15 protein-coding genes and 1 pseudogene are annotated in these 21,492 nt (G+C 70.2%); 6 read left to right on the top strand and 10 right to left on the bottom strand.

What is annotated here, in order from left to right:
• Position 1: 1 nt before the first annotated feature.
• From pdxT to pgsA, 8 genes are all read right to left on the bottom strand, one after another.
• Positions 2–592, bottom strand: a complete 591-nt coding sequence (pdxT, locus tag ACGFIV_RS25735; RefSeq protein ID WP_358558562.1) for a pyridoxal 5'-phosphate synthase glutaminase subunit PdxT — start codon at positions 590–592, stop codon at positions 2–4.
• Between the two features lie 220 nt (positions 593–812).
• Entirely contained in the window at positions 813–2,315 is a 1,503-nt protein-coding gene (locus ACGFIV_RS25730; protein WP_358558560.1) for an alkaline phosphatase D family protein, read from the bottom strand.
• A 150-nt stretch (positions 2,316–2,465) separates the two neighbouring features.
• The gene (pdxS, locus tag ACGFIV_RS25725; protein ID WP_358558558.1) at positions 2,466–3,380 is read right to left on the bottom strand and encodes a pyridoxal 5'-phosphate synthase lyase subunit PdxS; all 915 of its coding nucleotides are present in this window, start codon (positions 3,378–3,380) and stop codon (positions 2,466–2,468) included.
• 182 nt (positions 3,381–3,562) lie between these two features.
• Positions 3,563–4,516 (bottom strand): DUF3048 domain-containing protein, encoded by a 954-nt coding sequence (locus tag ACGFIV_RS25720; protein ID WP_392838010.1) that lies wholly within the window; start codon positions 4,514–4,516, stop codon positions 3,563–3,565.
• 254 nt (positions 4,517–4,770) lie between these two features.
• A complete protein-coding gene (locus ACGFIV_RS25715; protein ID WP_392838025.1) occupies positions 4,771–5,304 on the bottom strand; it encodes a hypothetical protein in 534 nt (177 codons plus the stop codon).
• A gap of 8 nt (positions 5,305–5,312) precedes the next feature.
• On the bottom strand, positions 5,313–6,542 hold the full coding sequence (locus ACGFIV_RS25710; protein ID WP_358560102.1) for a glycosyltransferase family 4 protein: 1,230 nt from the start codon (positions 6,540–6,542) through the stop codon (positions 5,313–5,315).
• 7 nt (positions 6,543–6,549) lie between these two features.
• A complete protein-coding gene (locus ACGFIV_RS25705) occupies positions 6,550–7,452 on the bottom strand; it encodes a phosphatidylinositol mannoside acyltransferase (RefSeq protein WP_358560100.1) in 903 nt (300 codons plus the stop codon).
• A gap of 61 nt (positions 7,453–7,513) precedes the next feature.
• Positions 7,514–8,113 (bottom strand): phosphatidylinositol phosphate synthase, encoded by a 600-nt coding sequence (gene pgsA, locus ACGFIV_RS25700; RefSeq protein WP_358560104.1) that lies wholly within the window; start codon positions 8,111–8,113, stop codon positions 7,514–7,516.
• A gap of 302 nt (positions 8,114–8,415) precedes the next feature.
• Here pgsA and ACGFIV_RS25695 point away from each other — a divergent pair, with 302 nt between their 5' ends.
• On the top strand, positions 8,416–10,575 hold the full coding sequence (locus tag ACGFIV_RS25695; protein ID WP_392838009.1) for an elongation factor G-like protein EF-G2: 2,160 nt from the start codon (positions 8,416–8,418) through the stop codon (positions 10,573–10,575).
• Between the two features lie 310 nt (positions 10,576–10,885).
• The gene (locus ACGFIV_RS25690) at positions 10,886–12,469 is read left to right on the top strand and encodes a family 10 glycosylhydrolase (protein ID WP_358560097.1); all 1,584 of its coding nucleotides are present in this window, start codon (positions 10,886–10,888) and stop codon (positions 12,467–12,469) included.
• Between the two features lie 102 nt (positions 12,470–12,571).
• On the opposite strand, the gene ACGFIV_RS25685 is transcribed toward ACGFIV_RS25690, so the two are convergent.
• Positions 12,572–13,987, bottom strand: coding sequence for a hypothetical protein (locus tag ACGFIV_RS25685; protein WP_358560096.1), 1,416 nt, complete (start codon positions 13,985–13,987; stop codon positions 12,572–12,574).
• A 730-nt stretch (positions 13,988–14,717) separates the two neighbouring features.
• Between ACGFIV_RS25685 and ACGFIV_RS25680 the strand changes: the two genes are divergently transcribed.
• Both ACGFIV_RS25680 and ACGFIV_RS25675 read left to right on the top strand, forming a co-directional pair.
• Positions 14,718–16,841 (top strand): hypothetical protein, encoded by a 2,124-nt coding sequence (locus tag ACGFIV_RS25680; RefSeq protein ID WP_392838008.1) that lies wholly within the window; start codon positions 14,718–14,720, stop codon positions 16,839–16,841.
• A gap of 211 nt (positions 16,842–17,052) precedes the next feature.
• Positions 17,053–17,194: pseudogene (locus tag ACGFIV_RS25675) on the top strand (IS5/IS1182 family transposase); the annotation flags it as partial.
• Positions 17,195–17,268: 74 nt separating this feature from the next.
• Here ACGFIV_RS25675 and ACGFIV_RS25670 read toward each other — a convergent pair.
• Positions 17,269–18,633: an MFS transporter gene (locus tag ACGFIV_RS25670; RefSeq protein WP_392838007.1), complete on the bottom strand. Its 1,365-nt coding sequence runs from the start codon at positions 18,631–18,633 to the stop codon at positions 17,269–17,271.
• Positions 18,634–18,917: 284 nt separating this feature from the next.
• Here ACGFIV_RS25670 and ACGFIV_RS25665 point away from each other — a divergent pair, with 284 nt between their 5' ends.
• Positions 18,918–19,964 carry a methyltransferase domain-containing protein gene (locus ACGFIV_RS25665; RefSeq protein WP_358553504.1) on the top strand — a complete coding sequence of 349 codons (1,047 nt, stop codon included), beginning with the start codon at positions 18,918–18,920 and terminating at the stop codon, positions 19,962–19,964.
• Between the two features lie 13 nt (positions 19,965–19,977).
• The gene (locus tag ACGFIV_RS25660) at positions 19,978–21,492 is read left to right on the top strand and encodes an asparagine synthetase B family protein (RefSeq protein ID WP_392838006.1); all 1,515 of its coding nucleotides are present in this window, start codon (positions 19,978–19,980) and stop codon (positions 21,490–21,492) included.

Raw genomic sequence — 21,492 nt, 5'->3', positions numbered from 1 at the left:
GCTAGAGCTCCCTCACCATCTCGACAAAATACGAATGAACCCGCGTGTCCCCGGTCAGCTCGGGATGGAAGGACGTCGCGAGCAGAGGTCCCTGCCGGACCGCGACGATCCTATCTCCCGGCTCGGCCAGTCCCAGCACCTCGACGTCCGCGCCCACCGACTCGACCCAGGGAGCCCGGATGAAGATGGCGCGCATGAGACCGCGCCCCGCGAAATCCAAGGATGCCTCAAAAGAGTCGACCTGGCGGCCGAAGGCGTTGCGGCGCACCACCATGTCGATGCCGCCGAGCGTCTGCTGCCCCGCGATGCCGCCCTCGATGGAGTCCGCCAGCATGATCATGCCGGCGCAGGATCCGTAGGTCGGCATGCCCGACTTGACGCGCATGCGCAGCGGTTCGAGCAGCTCGAACGCCTCGGCCAGCTTCCAGATGGTCGTGGACTCGCCACCGGGGATCACCAGCGCGTCCACCGCTTCGAGCTCCGCCATGCGGCGGACGGCCACGGCCCTCGCGCCCACCGCCTCCAGGGACCTGACGTGTTCACGCACGTCGCCCTGGAGGGCGAGCACGCCGATCATCGGCGCAGAGGTCACCGGTGTTCCTCCCAATCACTGATCGAGCCGATCACTGCTCGAATGCTCAGGTGCCGTGGGGCCCCGGGTCGCCGGTCTGGCCCCCGCTCGGTTCTCCGAGGGGTACGGAAGCGCCACGGCACGCCGGTCCCACATAGGGACGCATGCGTCTCGAAAGCGTACGGCCATGCGGAACAACGCCCCAAACCGCCCGGGACTTCCCTGCGACGGAGCGGCCGGGTCAGGTCTGGCGGAGCAGTCCGGGGAAGCGGTCCGCGACGACGAACGTGGCCGCCGTCAGCACCGGGGCGCCCGGGGCGCTGACGTACCGAACGATCTTGAAGTCCGCGGTGAGCGCGGTGGGCTCGATCTTGACCATGAGGTAGCCGCGGCGTCTGAGGTGGAATTTCAGGTGCGGGTTCTTGGCCAGCAGCGAGTCCCTGGCTGGGTCGGCGTCGTGGCCGTCGCCACCGCTGGTGATCGAGGTGACGGCGAGCTCGGTGCCCACCACGCGCGAGTCGGGGTCGTCGTAGTCGAGGGCGAGCTCACCGGCCCAGTGCGAGTGCACGTCCCCGGTCAGCACGATGGCGTTGCGCACCCCCGCGTCGACCCAGCCGCGGGTGACCCTGGTCCGCGACCCGGAGTACCCGTCCCAGGCGTCCTGCCTGACCACCAGGCCAGAGCCGGGACGCTTGTCGCGCCGGCCGAAGAAGATCTGCTGGCCGATGACGTCCCACAGCGCCTTGGACTCGTGGAAGCCTTCGAGGAGCCAGCGCTCCTGCGCGGCCCCGGTGATCGTACGGGCGGGGTCCATGGACTCCGGGCAGTCCTTGAAGCCGGCCGAGCCGCAGAGGTAGCCGTCGCGGTACTGGCGGGTGTCCAGCATGTGGAGGGTCGCCAGGCTCCCCCACCGCAGCCGCCGGTAGAGCTGGATGGCCGGTCCCTTGGGCTGGGCGGCCCGGCGCAGCGGCATGTGCTCGTAGTAGGCGCGGAACGCGGCCTCGCGCCGGTCGGCCGGCAGCAGCTTCGTCCAGTTGTTGCGGACCTCGTGGTCGTCCATGATCGCGACCCACGGCGCGGCCGCGTGCGCCGCCCGCAGCTCGGGGTCGGTCTTGTACAGCGCGTGCCTGCGCCGGTAGTCGCTCAGCGTGCGGGCCTCCGGCCCCTCGTGGTCGCGCACGTTGCCGCCGGGGCACTTCTGCTCGCCCTTGCCGTACTCGTAGATGTAGTCGCCGAGGTGCAGGATCAGGTCGGGGCGTTCCTGCGCCATCCGCGTGTAGACGGTGAAGTGCCCGTGCTGGTAGTTGGCGCACGAGGTGACGGCCAGGTTGAGCGACCTCGGCAGTGTGCCGGGCGCGGGAGCGGTGAGCGCCCGCCCGATCGGCGAGACGTAGGGCCCGGCCTTGAAGCGGTACCAGTACTCGCGGCCGGGATCGAGCCCTGTGACCTCGGCGTGCACGCTGTGCGCCCACTCGCGCGCGGCCTCCTCGGTGCCGCGCCGTACGACGTTCGCGCAGGCCGGGTCGGTGGCGATCTCCCAGTAGACCGGCACAGGGGCGGGGGGCATGCCTCCGAACCCGTCCTCGGCGAGAGGCACGGGCGCCAGGCGCGTCCACATGACGAAGCCGTCGGGGGCGGGATCGCCACAGGCCACGCCGAGCGTGAAGGGGTCGCCATAGGAGACCCGCATGGGCGGCACTCCCGCTGCCAGCCCCATCACGAGGAACGATCGCCTGTCGAGCACATGACGATCATTAACTATTCACAGCAAACGCCAGGTATAAGGACACCCAGGTCAGAGGGGATATTTCCGGACGATCAGCATCACGCCTTCCCAGCACCGCGGAACGCGGCGCCGGGAAGGCGGAATGAGAGTCCGGGCTGCCCCGGAGGGCTACCAGCCCCGGGTGGCCAGGCGCTCGGACTCGGGAAGGTTCGCGAGGTTGATGCCGACCATGGCCTCGCCCAGGCCGCGCGAGACCTTGGCGATGACGTCGGGGTCGTCGTAGAACGTGGTGGCCTTGACGATCGCGGCCGCGCGCTTGGCCGGGTCACCGGACTTGAAGATACCCGAGCCGACGAAGACGCCCTCGGCGCCGAGCTGCATCATCATGGCGGCGTCGGCCGGGGTGGCGATGCCGCCCGCGGTGAACAGCACGACGGGCAGCTTGCCGGTCTTGGCGATCTCGGCGACGAGCTCGTACGGCGCGCGCAGCTCCTTGGCGGCGGCGTAGAGCTCGGCCTCGTCGAGGGCGGCCAGGCGCTTGATGTCGCCGCGGATCTGGCGCATGTGGCGGGTGGCCTCGACGACGTTGCCGGTGCCGGCCTCTCCCTTGGAGCGGATCATCGCGGCGCCCTCGGCGATGCGGCGCAGGGCCTCGCCGAGGTTGGTCGCCCCGCAGACGAAGGGCACGGTGAAGGCCCACTTGTCGATGTGGTTGGCCTCGTCGGCGGGGGTGAGCACCTCGGACTCGTCGACGTAGTCGACGCCGATGGCCTGGAGCACCTGGGCCTCGACGAGGTGGCCGATGCGGGCCTTGGCCATGACGGGGATGGAGACGGCCGCGATGATGCCGTCGATCATGTCGGGGTCGCTCATGCGCGACACGCCACCCTCGGCGCGGATGTCGGCGGGCACACGCTCAAGGGCCATGACGGCGACCGCGCCGGCGTCCTCAGCGATCTTGGCCTGCTCGGGGGTGACGACGTCCATGATGACGCCGCCCTTGAGCATCTCGGCCATGCCGCGCTTCACGCGGGCGGTGCCGGTGACGGCGGTGTCGGTGACTTCGGGGGTGCTGCTGGACACGGTCTTTCCTCACGGGCGCGACAATGGGTTCCCGTCCCATGTTAGGCGCTGATCAGCATGGCCCTTGACGGTCCGGATGTCACATGTTCGGGGCATCGTTGACACGGTGTACGACCCCGCCTCCCTTCCGGGAGTGAGACCCGAGGTCGAGGGGGTCACGCGGACGGGTTCGCGCGGCGGGCTCAGGGCTGCACGGGCTTCGGAGCCGCGAGCACGATCCACACCTGGCCCCGGCTGAACGTTATCGGCTCGCCGCCCTCGGTGGTGAACATGGTGCCCGCCTTCTCCGACGAGCGCGACCATTCCGCCTTGTAGGCCTTGCCATCGCGCAGGACGACCGCCTTGCCGGTGCCCGTCGTCTGGATCAGCGGCGTGTAGCTGCCGGTGAAGTCGTGGAACTCCGACCTGGTGGTCTTGGCGTACTGGATGACGATCGTGGGGGCGCCGAGCTGGCCTCCCTCGGCCGCCATGTCCTTCTTGCCGTCCTGCGTGACCAGCCAGCGCTTCTGGGCGGCGGACCAGGTGAACGTGAAATTGGCTGCCGGATATTTTACGGAAAATGACTTTTTGGGGGTTCCACCCTCGGGCGCGTCGCCGAATTCCAGGCCGATGTCCTTGGCCTTGGTCGCCTTGGGCGCCCCCGCCAGCAGCTTCTTGGTGTCGGCGAACAGGTTGTACGGGGCGACCCGTCCGGGCTGGCGGAAATACGCGCCGGGCGCGGCGCTGTCGGAGACGTCGAACAGCGACGCCGCCCTGACCAGGGGGACCATCCTGGTCTGCACGCCCGAGTAGGCCAGGGCGGGCTTGCCGAACATCGGCAGCAGGTGCAGGTCGGAGATGCGCGCGCTGCGGACGGGGCCGACCTTCTCGGGGATCTTGGAGGAGAAGACCGCCATCAGACGGGTCAGCCCGCCCTCGACCTGCTCGACGAACACGAGGTCGGCGCTGCGCAGGCCGAGTTGCGGCTTGCCGGACGAGGTGTTCTCGATCTTCACGGCCAGCACCGGCCTGCGGCTCGCCACCGGCTGCCCGGTGAACGGGTGCTCGGGCGGCGGTGAGGGGGTCGCCGCCGCCGTCCCGACGGGCTGGGCTCCCCCGGAGGCCGGCGTGGCCCCGCCGGATGACGAGCACGCCACCGCGGGCGCTAGAACGGCGGTTCCCGCAAGCGCGATGCCAATCATCCGTTTTACCCGCACAGCCCGGCTCCTCCCGATTTCTCCTAAAACGCCATGAGCTTACCGATGGTTGGCGACAGGTTTCCGCTGGTGCGCAGGAAGTTCCGTCGATTCACAGCCACGCTGGAGCAAAGCGCAGGTCATGTTCCCAGCGGGAGGCGAAGGAAGCGTCATGGAGGCCACCGGTGAGGACGGACGGGCGCGCGGACGGCCCGTCAGGACTGCTGGGCGAACGACGCGGGCTCGTCGTCGTCGATCTCGAAGTACGACGGGTACTCGGTGTGGCCGGCCAGGCGCAGCGTGCGGGCAAGCCAGCGGCGCTGGGCCTGCCGGGTCACCTCGACCGCGTTGTTGTAGAACCGGCGCGAGTAGATCACCTTCGTCACGGCGGTGTCCAGCTCGGCCATCAGGTCGGGCCCCGACGGGGTCTCGGCCAGCCGCTCGCGGAAGCGCTCCTGGTCCATCACGGCGCGAAGAGCCCGCGACAGGTCGCTCTCGGCGTGCTCACGCTCCTCCGGCCCTGCCGTTCGCGCCTCGTGCGTCGCCGCGGCGAGCACCAGGCTGGTGGCCGGGTCGAGCACCCGGGAGGCGGCGAGCTCCATGCAGACGGCGGCCCGGCGTACGAGCGCGGCGTCCAGCGCGGCACGGGCGGTCTCCAGGCGGATGTGCAGGCGGTCGAGCCGCCCGGCCCTCCAGGAGATGTAGACGGCCGCGAGCACGACCGCCACTCCCACCACCAGGATGACCATCGTGGTGGTCACGAGGCCTCACCCCCGTGGGCCCGGACACCCTCGGGCACCCGGGCGGCATGGTCGGCGGGGCCGGCCGGGCGGGCGTCGGGCTCGCGCACCCGGCCCTGCTGCTCCTCCTCCACGCCCCCGGCCGCGGTCGCGGTGACCGTCTCGTACACCCGCACGACGTCGCGGGCCACGGTCGACCAGTCGTACTTGCGCACGGCCAGGCGGGCCTCTCCGGCCAGCTTGGCGCGGCAGGCCGGATCGTCGAGCAGTGCGGCGGCCTCGCGGGCGAGCGAGGCGGCGTCGCCGGTCGCGAAAAGCGCTCCCGCCTGCCCGTCTCCCAGCACCTTGCGGAACGCCGGGATGTCGCTGGCCAGCACGGTGGCGCCGGCGGCCATCGCCTCGGCGAGCACGATGCCGAAGCTCTCGCCATGGGTGTTCGGCGCGCAGAAGACGTCGACGGAGTGGTAGGCGCGGGCCTTGTCCTCCTCGCTGACCATGCCGAGGACGCCGATGCGGTCGCGCAGCCCTGCGGGGACCCTGGCGAGCACGTCGTCGGCGTCGCCGGGACCCGCGACGAGCAGCCGCAGGCCGGGACGCTCGGGCGCGAGCAGCGTGAACGCCTCCAGCAGTACCGGAAGGCCCTTGCGCGGCTCGTCCATGCGGCCGAGGAACCCGATCACTCCACCGTCGGGACCCCAGCCGGGCAGGGGCTCGGCCTCGGCGTACCGGCTCACCGTGACGCCGTTGGGGATCAGGACCGCGTCGCCCCCGAGGTGCTCCACCAGGGTCTTGCGCGCGGCGTCCGACACGGCGATGCGGCCGGTGATCTTCTCCAGCGCGGTGTGCAGCACGGGCGCGGAGACCGACATGGCGCGCGAGCGCTGGAAGGAGGCGTGGAAGGTGGCCACGATCGGGCCGCGGGCGGCCCAGCAGGCCAGCAGGCCCACCGAGGGGACGGCGGGCTCATGCACGTGGAGCACGTCGAAACGGCCCTCGCGCAGCCACTTGCGCACGCGGTTGGCCGAGAGGAAACCGAACGCCAGGCGTGCCACCGAGCCGTTGTACGGCACGGGGATGGCGCGGCCCGCCGAGGTCACGTAGAACGGCAGCGGCGCGTCGTCGGACGCGGGCGCGAGCACCGACACGTGGTGGCCGTCGGCGATGAGCGCCTCCGCCAGGTCGCGGACATGCGCCATGACGCCGCCGGGGACGTCCCAGGTGTAGGGGCAGACCATGCCGACCCTCATGATGCGATCACCGTGGCTCCAGGTCGTCGAGCCAGAGCCGCTGCAGCATGTGCCAGTCCTCAGGGTGCCGGGAGATGCCCTCCTGGAAGACGCGCGCCATGCTCTGCGTCATGACCGCGACCTTCTCCTGACGGGTGCCCTCGGCGGGGACGGGGATCTCCTCGTGGATGTGCACGCCCCAGCCGTCGCCCTCGAACCACAGCGTGGCCGGGTGCAGCGCCGCGCCGGTCTGGAGCGCCAGAAGCGCGGGACCGGCGACCATGCGCGTCGTGCCGTCGAAGAAGTCGACCTCGATGCCCTTCTCCGTCAGGTCGCGCTCGGCGGGCAGGCAGATCGGTCGGCCCGCACGCAGCCGCTGGGCCAGGGTGCCGAAGGCGTGGGCGGTGCCGCCTCCCTTGGCGGTGAGCGGCAGCACCTCCATGCCGAGGCTCTCGCGGAAGGCAACGAACCGCTCGTACAGCGACTCGGGCTTGAGCCGCTCCATGACCGTGGTGAAGGGGTAACCCTTGTGGATCAGCCAGGCGCCGGCGAGGTCCCAGTTGCCCATGTGGGGCAGGGCGAGCACGATGCCCCGGCCGGAGTCCACCGTGGAGAAGATCCTGTCCCCGTGGACGTCGTGCATACCGGTGAGGATGCGTTCCTTGCCGATCACCGGCAGGCGCAGCGCCTCCATCCAGTAGCGGAAGTAGGAGCGCATGCCGGCCCTGCTGAGGTCGCGGATCGAGGGGTCCGTGACATCCTTGCCCGTCACCCGGGCCAGGTTCGATTCGAGGCGCCGCACGAGCTTGCCGTGCCGCCACCACATGAGGTCGGCGATGAGGCGGAAGGCCCACGCTGCAAGCGGCTCGGGCAGCTTCGGCACGAGCACCCAGCCCAGGTGGTACGCCCAGGCGACGAGCCGATCAGTCAACGCGAGGTTCACCCCCAGAAGTCGGTAAGAAGACCTGTCCTAGAAGAAGAAGGCCATAAGTTCATGTTGTCACCGTCTGGCGGTAAACGTGGAGGATGCGCTGGCCGGCGGTGAAGGCGCTGGCCACCGCGAGGAGCCAGAGGCCCGCCGCGAGGATGTACGGCACGCCGAGCCCCCCGAGACCGGCGGCGACGAGCACGACCAGGAGCCGCTCGGACCGTTCCGCCAGCCCGACGTCGCAGGTCAGCCCCAGCCCCTCGGCACGCGCCTTGGCGTACGACACGACGGCCCCGGCGACCAGGCAGAACAGCGCGACGCCCGCGAGGACCGTCTCGCCGGTGGACATGAACCACAGGATCAGCCCTGAGAAGATCGCGGCGTCGCCGACCCGGTCGAGGGTGGAGTCGAGGAAGGCGCCCCAGGTGCTGCCGGTGCCGAGCATCCTGGCGAGGACGCCGTCGAGCAGGTCGGCGAGGACGAAGAACGTGATGACGACCGAGCCCAGGAACAGCTGGCCGCGCGGATAGAAGGCGAGCGCCCCCGCGGCGACGCCGAGCGTGCCGAGGAGGGTGATGACGTTCGGACTGACCCCCCGGCGGGCGAGCGCCCGGCCCAATGGGGTGAGCACACGGGTGACGGCGGGGCGCAGGAGCTTCAACATCGCGGTCCGATCGTAGGCCACGTGAGGCCCCTGGTTCGAACGAAGTGCTCGTGGTGAGCGACCAGGGGTGAATCGTGTGCGAGAGAACGGGGAATGGGGAAGGAGACAGACGACAGGGGTACGGCCGGCGAACACGCGAGCAAGTTCAGGCATCATTTCGCAAGCACTTTTGCCTGTTCCCTCTTGTGATCCGCGCCACAGAGGTAAAGGGTGAATGCACCGCGCTCTCTCGGGCGGCGGGCGCGGCGGCGGACGATGCGGCCGCGCGCGGCCGCATCTCACGGCGAGACGCGGGAGGCGACGTGCCGGAGAGAACCACGGGCGGAACATCAGGAGCCGCGGGCAGGGCACCCTCGGCCGACCGGCCGGATGCGGTGCGCAATGTCGCGCTGGTCGGCCATTCCGGATCAGGGAAGACGTCGCTCGTCGAGGCCCTTCTGTCCGCGACGGGCACCATCCAGCGCACGGGCCGGGTCGAGGACGGCAGCACGGTCAGCGACTTCGACGAGGTCGAGGTGCGCCAGCAGCGCTCGGTCAACCTGGCCGTCGCGCCGGTCTCGTACAACGGCATCAAGATCAATCTTCTCGACACCCCCGGGTACGCCGACTTCGTGGGCGACCTGCGGGCCGGGCTGCGGGCGGCCGACGCCGCCCTGTTCGTGGTCTCCGCGGCGGAGGGCGTCGACGGGCTGACGCGCATGCTCTGGGAGGAGTGCGCCTCGGTCGGGATGCCCCGGGCGGTCGTGATCACCAAGATCGACCACCAGCGCGCCGACTTCGACGACGTGGTGGCCACCTGCCAGGACATCTTCGGCGACGGCGTGGCCCCGCTCTACCTGCCCGTCGTGACCAACGGCCATGTGAACGGCCTGATCGGGCTGCTGTCGCAGAAGTTCTTCAACTACGCCACGGGCACCCGCACCGAGAACGCCCCGGGAGCCGCGTACCAGGAGCAGATCGAGACCTACCGGGGCTCGCTCATCGAGGGGATCATCCAGGAGAGCGAAGACGAGTCCCTCATGGACCGCTACCTGTCGGGCGAGGAGATCGACACCAAGGTGCTGATCGACGACCTCGAAAAGGCCGTGGCCCGGGGCGGCTTCTACCCCGTGCTCGCGACCTGCGCGACCCCCGGCTCCGGCGCGGTCGTCGGCATGCTGGAGCTGCTCGAAGTGATCACCGCGGGCTTCCCCTCGCCTATGGAGCACCCCCTGCCGGAGATCACCACGATCGACGGGCGGCCGGTGCCCGGCCTCGCGTGCGACCCGGACGGGCCGCTTGTCGCCGAGATCGTCAAGACCACCAGTGACCCGTACGTCGGGCGCATCAGCCTGGTGCGGGTCTTCTCCGGCACGCTGCGCCCCGACATGGTGGTGCACGTCTCCGGTCACGGCCTCGCCGAGCGCGGGCACGAGGACCACGACCTGGACGAGCGCATCGGCGCCCTGTCCTCGCCCCTCGGCAAGCTCCAGCGCACGACCACCAAGTGCGCCGCGGGCGACATCTGCGCGGTGGCCAAGCTCGGCAGGGCCGAGACCGGCGACACCCTCTCCGACAAGGACAACCCGCTGCTGGTGACGGCCTGGACGATGCCGGAGCCGCTGCTGCCGGTCGCCATCCGGGCCAGGTCGAAGGCCGACGAGGACAAGCTCTCGCAGGCCCTGGCGCGCCTGGTCGCCGAGGACCCCACCCTCCGGCTGGAGAACAACGCCGAGACCCGCCAGCTCGTGCTGTGGTGCATGGGCGAGGCCCACGCCGACGTGCTCCTGGACCACCTGGCCAAGCGCCACGGCGTCGAGGTCGAGCGGGTGGAGCTGAGGGTGCCGCTGCGCGAGAGCTTCGGCGGCAAGGCGCAGGGCATGGGCCGCAACGTCAAGCAGACCGGCGGGCACGGGCAGTACGCCATCTGCCACATCGAGATCGAGCCGCTGGAGTCGGGCGGGGGCTTCGAGTTCGTCGACAAGATCGTCGGTGGGGTGGTGCCGAGGCAGTTCATCCCCTCGGTCGAGAAGGGCGTGCGGGCGCAGATGGAGCGCGGCGTGCTGGCCGGCTACCCCGTCGTGGACATCCGGGTGACGCTGTACGACGGGAAGGCGCACTCGGTCGACTCCTCCGACATGGCGTTCCAGATCGCCGGGCAGCTCGCGCTGAAGGAGGCGGCGGCGAAGGTGCCCGCTCTGCTGCTCGAACCGGTGGACGAGGTCTCGGTGCTGATCGAGGACGAGCACGTCGGCGCGGTGATGTCGGACCTGTCCTCGCGAAGGGGACGCGTCCTCGGCACCGAGGCGGTCGGCACCGGCCGCACCCTGGTCAAGGCCGAGGTCCCCGAGTTGGAGATCACCCGGTACGCCATCGACCTGCGGTCCATGTCGCACGGAACGGGAACCTTCCAGCGGGGCTTCCTGCGGTACGAGCCGCTGCCCTCCCACCTGGCCGAGAAGCTCAGGTCGGCTCCGGAGTAGGCGGAGTCACGACGGGCCGCATCCATCCGGCCGGCACGCGAGGGGGCGCGCGCCGGCCGGATGGTAAGCCACTTGTCACCCGGGCACCCGTCCCGCTCGCCGCGTGCGCGCGCGACGCCGCGCGCGCCGGAGGTCTCCGGTGCCGCGACCCCAGGTGCCGCCCGGAACCGCCCGCTCCTGACCGGGTCCGCGAGCGGCCGCCGGCGAGGGCCACGGGAATCACGAGGACCCCATCGGTCACGATGGAATCACGATACGATTTCTTTTATTCGGCCTTACCATCTCTTTGCCGATGCCACACTGATGTCCCATGCGAAACGGACATCGGCCCCTGCTCGCCGCCGCGACCATCGCGGTGGTCACCACCGGCGTCGCCTACTTCTTCGGACCGGGCGCCGTTCCGGCGGACAGCGAGACCAAGCCCCCGGCGTCGGCGGCGGCCCGTCCCGCCACCGCGGAGGCGTGCGAGGTGAGCGCCAAGTACCCCAAGCGGCAGCTCCGGGGCGTGTGGATCGCCACCGTGCACAACGTCGACTGGCCGTCCAAGACGGGGCTCGACCCGGCCCGGCAGCAGGCGGAGTACGTCCGCATCCTCGACGACGCGGTCAGGCGCAACTTCAACGCGGTGTTCGTCCAGGTGCGCCCGGCCTCCGACGCGATCTACCGGTCCCCCTACGAGCCGTGGTCCCAGTGGCTCACCGGCACCGCAGGCGAGGATCCGGGCTGGGAGCCGCTGCCCTTCCTGATCGCCGAGGCGCACAAGCGGGGCCTTGAGTTCCACGCCTGGTTCAACCCCTACCGCGCGGCCGACAAGGACGACCTCACCCTGCTGCCCGCCGGCCACCCCGCCCGGCAGCACCCCGAGTGGGTCGTCAAGCACGAGGGCAAGCTGTACTACAACCCCGGCCTGCCCGAGGTGCGCGCCCACACCGTCAAGGTCATCACCGATGTCGTGCAGCGGTACGACGTCGACGGCGTGCACTTCGACGACTACTTCTACCCCTATCCAGGCAAGGGGACGAAGTTCGCCGACGCGCGCGCCTTTACAAAGTATGGCAAGGGCGCATCCCTGGCCGACTGGCGGCGCGGCAACGTCGACAAGCTGGTCGCGCAGGTCGGCAAGGCCGTCCACGCCGCGAAGCCGTACGTCAAGTTCGGCATCAGCCCGTTCGGCATCTGGCGCAACAAGTCGGACGACCCGTCGGGCTCGGACACCAAGGGCCTGTCGGCCTACGACGCGATCTACTCCGACGCCCGCGCGTGGATCAAGGCGGGCTCGGTCGACTACATCATGCCGCAGCTGTACTGGCCGCGCGGGTTCGCCGTCGCCGACTACGCCAAGCTCGTGCCGTGGTGGGCGAACGAGGTCAAAGGCACCGGCGTGCACCTGTACATCGGCCAGGCGCTCTACCGGGTCGGCACCAGGGACAACGCGGCCTGGACCAAGGTGGGCGAGCTGCCCGCCCACCTGACGCTCAACCGGAGGTATCCCGAGGTCCAGGGCGACGTCTACTTCAGCGCCGCCCAGGTCGGCAAGAACCCCCTCGGCGTGCTCGACAAGATCGTGAAGGACCACTATCCCCGCCCGGCGCTGCTCCCGCTGATGAAGGGGCGCGGCGGCGGTGCCCCGGCCGCGCCGGCGGCCCTGAGGAACTCCGGCGGGGCGCTGGTGTGGAAGGCCTCCCCCGGCGCGCGCTCCTACGCCGTCTACCGCGTGGCGGGCGCCAAGGCGGGCGACTGCGCGGTCACCGACGCCCGCAACCTCCTCGCCGTCGTCCCCGCGACCGGCGCGGCGGAGCAGTCCTACACCATCACCTCGAAGGGCACCTACCTGGTGAGCGCGCTCGACCGCCTCGGCAACGAGAGCGCCCCCACCACGGCCACGCTCCCCTGACCCCGGCACGACGCCGGCGTCATTGCTGAGCAAGCCGGATCCAAACGGTGGGATGCTCCCCCGCAGGGACATCCCACCGTCGCGTGGCGCACGATATTGGATTTACGTGGAAAGCCTTGGCGATGCCACAAGATTGTTCGCCGCGATGACCAGTGTCGCGCAGAGCAGAGGTATGGCGGGTAGCAGATATCGGCTGTCATAGGCTGTGACGAGTACCGGACTTATGACAAGCCCGATGGCACTGACCAGCGGTAAAACCACTTCCCCGCTGGAGCGCCGTGCCCATCCCATCGCACTGACGACAGTGGCGCCGGCGAACAGCGCGCCGAAGATCGGGCCCGGCATGAAGGAGAGCGACTGGTATGTTCTCATCACTTCCGCGGCCGGCTCACAGAACCGGGTGACCGTCTGCCCCCGCTCGTACGCCTGTAAGTCCTGACGGATGGTGGCGCCGGGAATCCTGATCTCATCGGGTGGAGGGCCGCCGCTGACGTTAGGAAAGGCGTATCGGTTAAAGCCGATCTGCGCGGTTTTCGGATCTGGGCCTCTACGCCAGTTCAGCGCCCGCTTGAGGTCTTCGACGACCAGCTGAAGATAGTCCGATGGCTGGCTCGAAATCGCACGCCTGGCCAGGTTGCCCGCCAGCCGGTCGATCCCAGGGTGAAAGAGGTCCCCGCGCGTGGTGACCGAGTGGCCAGGGACGTTCCTCAAAGGCGACCAGTCCGCCCAGATGAAGTGCGGCGAGCTCGGCCGTCGACCAACGGGCTGGGCAGGGCAGAGGACGGCTTCGTCCGCCGCCGGCCTGATCTTCTGGCAGTCCGCGAACGGCATGGTGCGGGCCCACAGCCATACTCCGCTCCCCCCGTTGATCGCGGGAGACCCGTGCCAGGATCCGTACCAGGCGGCGTAGCAACCGAGCGGGACCGCCGCGGCGACGACGGTCACGAGCAAGGTGCGCCATCCGGAGCGGTTGACGACAAGGTACCCGGCGAACACGGGAAGCAGCGCGACCCCTATCGAGCGGGTGAGAGCCGCCGCGGCGAGGAGCAGCCCCACCGACGCCGCACGCCGGAGCGAGACGCGGGGCGTCCACAGGGTAACGGTGACCGCGGTGACCACCAGGAATGAGAAGAGCGGATCGCTCAGAATCGTGTGTTCGAAAAAGATCTGGTATGCGTCGAGAAGGACGGGTGCCGAAGCGAGTACGGCCGACCACTTCCGCGGATTCCTCGTCCGGCGCAGGACGAGGGCGTAGACCATCACCCCCATCGCCAGCCCTGACAGGTGCTGGAGACCGACGACGACGGCGAAGCTGTGTAACGGTCGCATCGCCCACAGCAGGATCGGGTAACCACTTGGACGGACGGGATAGGGCCGCAGCCGCTCGGCGACACCTACATAGTCGAAGGCGTCCTCGAACCACACGACCGGGGAGTAGCCGACCATGGTCAGTACACGGAGCGCCAGGCCGAGAGCGAAAACGGCGGCGAATTGCCGATGCTGAAATAAGAGCCGCATCTACCGGGCGAGTCCTTCCGGGTCAGGCAAGACCGACCAGGGCTGACAGGCCCGCCGAAACGCCCATCGCTGAGGATCCATGCTGAAAGCCTGTCGGAGGACGCTGCGGCCCACTTCCACCAGCAGGGCCGACCCACGTCGTCAAAGCCCCGGCAGGTCAATGGAAAGCCAATGACAAAGGGTAATATCCGGGGCGGGCGCCACCACATTACTAGACATTGCCGATCTTCGTGTAACCCGTTTATCCCAACCATCCGGTCACGCCATGTGGTAACGATTCGACGTCAGCTCATGTAAGCGCAGATGAGCAGTGACGTCCCTCCTTCCCCGAATCCGGATATCACAGATCGACAACAGGCACGTACGATCACCGAAAGCCGGGATCCGCGCAATTCAGGTCAACCGCACTCTGTCCTATTTCCGGATTTCGGGCGGGCCTTAGTCGGGCGCGGGTGATGCCTCAGCACTGGCGGCTCGCCCCGGCCCTCGTCGACGCGCGTCGACGCCCCGGCCGGCGGTCGCCGCCGGTGAGGAGACCAGCCCGGCGGCCGGGTGTCCCACCGGGGCGGGCCGCCTCCTCGGGCCTGGCAGGGAAGGGCAGAGGCGGGGCCGTGACGCGCGGTCGCTCTGTTCGGGCGGTGTTCGTCACGATTTCCTGGACCGGGCGGCCGGATTTCCCGTACGGTTCCAAGGATTTGCCGGTGGATGGTTCGTGGGAGGTCAGAGGTCAGTGGTGAGGCGGGCGCTCGGCGCGTTGGCCGTGATCATTTTGGGGCTGCTCATGAGCCCCGCCGCCGCGCGGGCGGACGCTCCGGGACGTGTGGCGCTGATCGGCGTGCCCGGGCTCCACTGGCACGACGTGGACGCCGCCGCCACCCCGAACCTCTGGCGGCTCGCGGGCCAGAGCGCCATCGGCTCGCTGTCGGTCCGCACGGTGGGCAGGACGACCTGCCCCTACGACGGGTGGCTCACCGTCTCCGCCGGGGTGCGGTCCTCCGTCGGCTCCCGCTGCGGCCCCCCGCCCGCCGTGGAACGGCAAGGCGCCGGGGCGGTCGTCCCCGGATTCGACTGGCTGTGGACGGTTCGCGACGCCACGTACGCGGGCACGCTCGGCGCGGCGGCGCACGCCGCCGGCCAGTGCACCACCGCGGTCGGCGCCGGCGCGGCCCTCGCGCTCGCCGACCGCGCCGGGCGCGTCGACCGCTACGCGGCCTCCCCCGGCGAGCTCGCAGACTGGTCCACCTGCCCCGTGCTCGCCGTGGACGTCGACGACCTGATCCATCCCTACCTCGACGGCGAGCTGCTGTCGCAGGCGCCGGACAAGCTCTCCCCCGCCCAGCGCAGGGCCGCGCTCGGCGTGGCGGACGCCGCGGTGGGCGCCGTGCTCGGCCACCTGCCACCGGACACCCAGGTCATGCTGGCCGGGCTGTCGGACCACGGCGCCGACCCGCACCTGCGGGTCGCGATGTGGCGGGCGCCGGGCGCCGGTGGCCACTTCCTCGGGGCGGCGTCCACCCATCGGGACGACATGGTCATCCTGAACGACGTCACGGTCACGATGCTCCAGGCGGCGGGCCTGCCCGTCGCCGCGACCGTCATCGGGGCACCGTGGAGCGCGAGCCGCCCGACCACCCTCGACGAGGGCGTGACGGCGCTCCGGCACGCCGACATCGCCGGGCAGACCATCCGCGGCGTCGGCGGCCCGTTCTTCATCGGCCTCGCCGTGCTGCAGGTGCTGTTCTACCTGATCGCCTACCTGCTGCTGCGCCGCCGCCGCGCCCTCGCCGGGGTGCGGGTCGCCGCGCTCGGCCTGGCGTCGATCCCGGTCTCGACCTACCTGGTGAACCTCACCCCGTGGGACCGCGCGGCCGTGCCCGGCCTCGCCCTGGCGGCCGGCGTGCTGGTGTCCGCCGTCGCGCTGACCGCGCTGGCCCTGGCCGCGCCGGCCCTGTGGTCGCGGCTGCGGGGCCGTCCGACGGAGAGCGGGGTACTCCTGCCGCCCTCCGTCATCGCGGGCGTGACGGCGGCCGCGCTCGTCGGCGACCTGCTCAGCGGCACGCCCCTGCAGCTCAACAGCCTCATGGGCTACACCGGCGTCGTCGGCGCCCGATACTCGGGGCTCGGGAACATCCCCTTCGCGCTGCTGGCCACCGCCGTCCTGCTGCTGACCGCCGCCGCCGCGGACGAGCTGGTACGGGCGGGACGCCGCCGGGTGGCCGTCGCCCTGGTGGCCGGCCTCGGCGGCTTCGCGATGCTCCTCGACGGGTGGCCCGGCGTGGGCAGCGACTTCGGCGGTGTGATCGCGTTCGTGCCGGGCATCGCGGTCACCGCCCTGCTGGTGGCGGGCAAGCGCGTCTCCATCGTCAAGCTGGCGGCCTTCTGCGGCGCGGGCGGCGTTCTGGTCATGGCCATCGCCTACCTCGACTACCTGCGGCCGACCGCCTCGCAGAGCCACCTCGGGCGTTTCGTCGGCCAGGTGGTCGACGGGACGTTCCTGCCGGTGATCCTCAGGAAGCTGACGGCCATGCTCAGCACTCTGCTCTCGCCGACCCTCATGCCCATCGTCGTCGCGGCCTTCGCGTTCCTGATCTTCGCCCTGTTCCGCCCCGGGGCCGCGAGCGCGGGGGTGCTGCCCGTGGCGTTCGAGCGGGCTCCGATGCTGCGCGCCGGCCTCATCGGAGCCCTGGTGAGCGGGGTCGTCGGGATGCTGGTCAACGACTCGGGGGCCGCCGTGCTGTCGATGGCGCTCGCGCTGGCCGTCCCGCTGGTGCTGTCGGCGGGCATCCGCGCCCTGGCACCCGGCTCAGGCGCCTCCACGGAGCCGGCCGCCGTGCTGAGTCCCCTGACGACGTGACCCGGGGGAGGCACCTCCCCCGGAGTCTCGGGCTCGGGCTCGGGTACCGGGGCGCTTCCAGGCGAGGCACCACCCGGGCCTTCCCAGACGCCCGTTCCGCAGTTCCCAAACCAGGACGAACCCGATTCGGAAACCCCTGAAACGACAAGATCCCGCCCGATCGCGATGACCAGACGGGATCCCGTCAACTTCAGTCCGGCCGTTTCAAGAACGGCCCTTCCTGCGCGGCCGCGGCATCATTCACCGCATCGCCCGTCGCGGTATCGAATCCAGCCAGGCTGGGACGCCACCGCTGGGTCGTCGAGCGCACCTTCTCCTGGCTGGCCGGCTGCCGCCGATTCCGGAGGATGTTTGTGATTGCCTTCCTAGTGTTCCTGTTACGCGGCAGACACTAGGAACGACCCCTTGCAGCTCAATTACAGCTCGCTTACGACACCAGGCCCCGAGCCAGGCGGTCCGCCCCCGCGCCGGCGTGGACGCCGTGTCGGGCGAGCGTCATGGCCGCCACGGCCGTCACGCCGCACAGTAGCCACACCCCATCCCCGAAGGCGGTCCAGGCCGCCACGCCGAGGATGGGGCCAAGGGAGTTGGCGAGACCGAACATCGCGTTGGCGGCGCCCAGGTACCGGCCCTGGTGCCCTCCCCGGCCGGCCTGGGCAGGGTAGGCGAAGTACATGGACGGTGCTCCGGCCATCTCGCCGAGCGTCCACACCAGGGTCGCGACGATCATGCCGGCTACTCCCCACGGCGGCGCGTACAGGGTCATGCCGAGGCCGGTGAGAGCCATCCCGCCGAGGATCGCCAGGCGCGGCGGCCGGCCCTGGACCAGCCGGGTGACGAGCAGCTCGCAGGTGATCACGAAGACGCCGTTGACCGAAATCAGCACGGCGTACACCACCACGGGCATGTGGTGGTCGCGGATCGCCAGCGGGAGCGTGGACAGGTACTGCACGTAGACGACGGAGTGGAGCAGCAAGGCAGCGAGAAACAGCAGGTAGGGGCGGTCACCGAGCATCGTGCGTCCTCGGGCGGGCGGCGCGGCCGGTCCGAGGGCCGGAGCTGCGGCGAGTCCAGGAGACGTGTCCGCCCCGGCTCCCGAGCTCGAGGCGGGGCCGGAGTCCGGGACCGAGGCGGGGCCGGAGTCCGGGACCGAGGCGGGGCCGGAGTCCGGGACCGAGGCGGGGCCGGAGTCCGGGACCGAGGCGGGGCGGCGGGGCAGGGCGACGCCCGCGATCACGGCGTAGGAGATCGCGGCCAGGGCCTCACCCCAGAACAGGAGGCCGTAGGAGACCGACGCGAGCGCGACGCCGGCCAGCGGGAGGGCGGTCGCGCCGAGGTTGACCGCGAGCCGGTTCATCGCGAAGACCATCAGCCGCCGCTCCGGCGGCACCAGGTCGCTGAGCATGCTCGCCGAGGCGGGCCGGTACGCCTGGCCGACCGCGCCGGTCAGCGCGATCAGGACGATCTTCGCGGGGTACGGCCCGAGGTAGTAGACGCCGAGGAGCAGCCCCGCCGTGCACGCCATGGAGACGACGATCGTGCGGCGCCCGCCGAGCAGGTCCGACAGCCAGCCACCCGCCAGCATGCCGCCGATGGACCCCGCGCCGTACGCGCCGAGAGCGAACGCCGCCTGCGTGTCCGAAAAGCCACGGTCGGTCATGTAGAGGATGGCGAAGACCTGGAGGAAACCGCCCAAGCGGTTCACGAAGGTACCGGCCAGCAGTGCCCGGGCGGCGGGCGGCGTCGCGCGCCAGGTGTCCAGGGCTCCGGCCCCGCTCAGCAGAGCCGGCACGCGTGGGCCCCTTCCTCGGGCGACGCGGCGTCTTCGCGTCCGCCCGCCCGGAACGGGTGCCGACTTCGGTTGGCCGGAAACGGCCATTTCCCCCCGCCGCCACGCCCGACTTCTCCTGGCCTCGACGCGGAGAATCCGCAGCACATCCAGCACTCACGGCATTCATGGATCTTGAGTCGATGCCCCGGGACCGCCGCTCGTCGCTTAACACCGCTCATTGACACGCTACTTGATCTTTGATAGGAAGCCCATGGCATTATTCGATTCTAACAGCAGGGAAGCGTGTGACCATAAAGGCGTTACTGCGACAGCCTTATCTTCCCGGCCTGCCCCTCGGAGATTATCTCGACCAAATCGGCAAACGTTTCCCTGATTTCGGCCGCGTCCTCTGGTTCGACCGAAAAGGCGCCGCCGAGGCGCTGGCCGGGCTGTACGCGACCACGAACGAATTCGAGACCAACGACGACGACGGCCGGGGCGACTCCTATCGCCGGGCGCAGCTCAATCGAATGATCCGGGCGCGCGGCATGCGCACGCTGTTCACCCTCGCCGCCGGGGTGCCGGACATGGAATCCATTCCGCCCGGCTGGACCCTGCTCGACCTCCTCGGCGGGGACGGGCTGCTGGCCCGGGTCTTCGCGACCATGGCTCCCCGGCCACGCCACGCCGTGATCACCAGCGACATGGCCGGTCACATGGTCGCCGCGGCGCTGCACGCCGGGCTCCCCGCCATCCGCCAGCAAGCACAATTCCTGTTCATGCGGGACGAGTCCGTGGACGCGGCGCTGCTCGCGTACGGCACGCACCACATCGCGCCCGAGGACCGGCTCGGCGTCTGCCAGGAGGCGGCCCGGGTGCTGCGGCCCGGCGGACGGCTCGTCCTGCACGACTTCGAAGCGGGCGCCCCGGCCGCCCTGTGGTTCTCGGAGGTCGTCCACCGATATTCCAGGGCGGGCCATTCCTATCACCATTTCACGGCCGCGGAAATGGCGGGTCATCTGAAACTCAGCGGGCTCGGATCCGTCCTGGTTCGCCGTGTCTACGACCCGCTCGTCATACGCGGGGGCTCAGCCGCCGAGGCGCGCAACCTGCTCGCCGACTATCTATTCGACATGTACGGGCTCACCGGCCTGGCGTTTCCGCAGACCCCGCTGGACGACCTCCGGCAGACGGTGTGGAAGCTCGCACGATACCACTTCGCGCACAGTGCGAAATACGCGCCGGACGACGCCGGATCCGAATGGAAACGGGAGCCGGTCGTCTACCGCGACGGCGCCGAGTGGGTGGCCGAAATCCCGAGAGTGGCCCTTGTGGCCGTCGGCGAGAAATGACCGAGGAGAGACCATGTGCGGAATCACGGCGGAAATAGCCGGGCCGACCGGCGGCGTGCCGGGCACCCGGGTGCAGGTGATGCTCTCCGAGATCCGTCATCGCGGCGACACCGAGCATTTCGGCGGTGTGGCCGAGCTTCCGGGCGCGGCGCTGGGCTGCAACCGCCTGGCCATCGTGGACCGCGCGACGGCCGCCCAGCCCATGTCCGACACCGCGCGGAACGTCTGGGCGACGTTCAACGGCGAGATCTACAACCACGCCGAGCTGCGCCGCGAGCTGGCCGGGCTCGGCCACCGGTTCCAGACCGCCTCCGACACCGAGGTCCTGGTGCACGGCTACCGCGAGTGGGGAGCCGACCTGCCCCTCCACCTCGACGGCATGTTCGCGTTCGTGGTCTACGACGCCTCCCGGCGGAGCTTCCTGTGCGCGCGGGACCGGTTCGGGGTGAAGCCGCTGTACTGGGCCCGGGACGGCGACCGCCTACTGTTCGCGTCCGAGATCAAGTGCTTCCTCCCGATCCAGGTGACTCCCCGGGAGTTCCCGCCCGGCCACCTGATGGTGGACGGCGCGGGCCCGCACCGCTACGACGAGCGGGACGACAGCCCCCTGCCAGACGGCGAGGACGAGCTCGTCGCCGGGTTCCGCGGGCTGATGGACAATGCGGTGCGCAAGCGTGTCCAGACCGACCTGCCGATCGGCGTGATCTACAGCGGCGGCGTGGACAGCGCGGCCGTCCTCGGGCTGGCGGCCCGCCACCACCCCGACGTGACGGCGATCAGCGTCGGCTTCCCGGGCGCACCTGACCTGGACTTCGCCGAGCGCTCCTGCCGGGACCTCGGCATCCGGCAGATAACGCGGCACCTGGAGTACGGCGAGCTCATCGACAGCATGAAGTCGATCGTGCAGCAGGTCGAGACCTTCGAGGTGATCGACATCATGGACTCCTGCGTGATGGCGCCGGCCTACGAGGTGGCGCGCGAGCTCGGCCTCAAGGTCGTGCTGGTCGGGGACGGCAGCGACGAGTCGCTGGCCGGGTACGAGCTGTTCCGCGAGCACCCCGACCCGGTCGCCATGAGCCGCTACCGCGTGATGAACCTGCACCGCACCGACCTGCAACGGGTCGACCGGCTCTCCATGATGAACACCGTCGAGGCGCGCGTCCCCTTCCTGGACCGCGAGGTGGTGGACTTCGCCTGGAAGCTCCCGATGGAGTACAAGTTCCGTGACGGCATCGAGAAGTGGATCCTGCGCGCGGCGATCAGCGGCGTGATCCCCGACTACCTGGCCTGGCGCCCGAAGATCAGAATGCCGCAGGGCACCGGCCTGCTGTTCCAGCTCATCGACTTCGCCCGAGGGCAGGAGACGGGCCTGGACGGCGAGCTGCTGCGGGAGATAGGCCTCGACCAGCCCGAGGCGGCCTACTTCCTCCAGGCGTACCTCGACGCCGGCTACCCCCTGCCGCCCGCCCGTTACCGCAGGCCCGGCTGGGACTTCGCGGCCAACGGCTACTTCGTCTTCCAGGAGTAG

Origin of the sequence: Sphaerisporangium sp. NPDC049003, assembly GCF_043197795.1 — a bacterium.
GTDB lineage: Bacteria > Actinomycetota > Actinomycetes > Streptosporangiales > Streptosporangiaceae > Sphaerisporangium.
The sequence above is the reverse complement of the archived record's forward strand: the minus strand, read 5'-3'. Positions and strand labels throughout refer to the sequence as shown.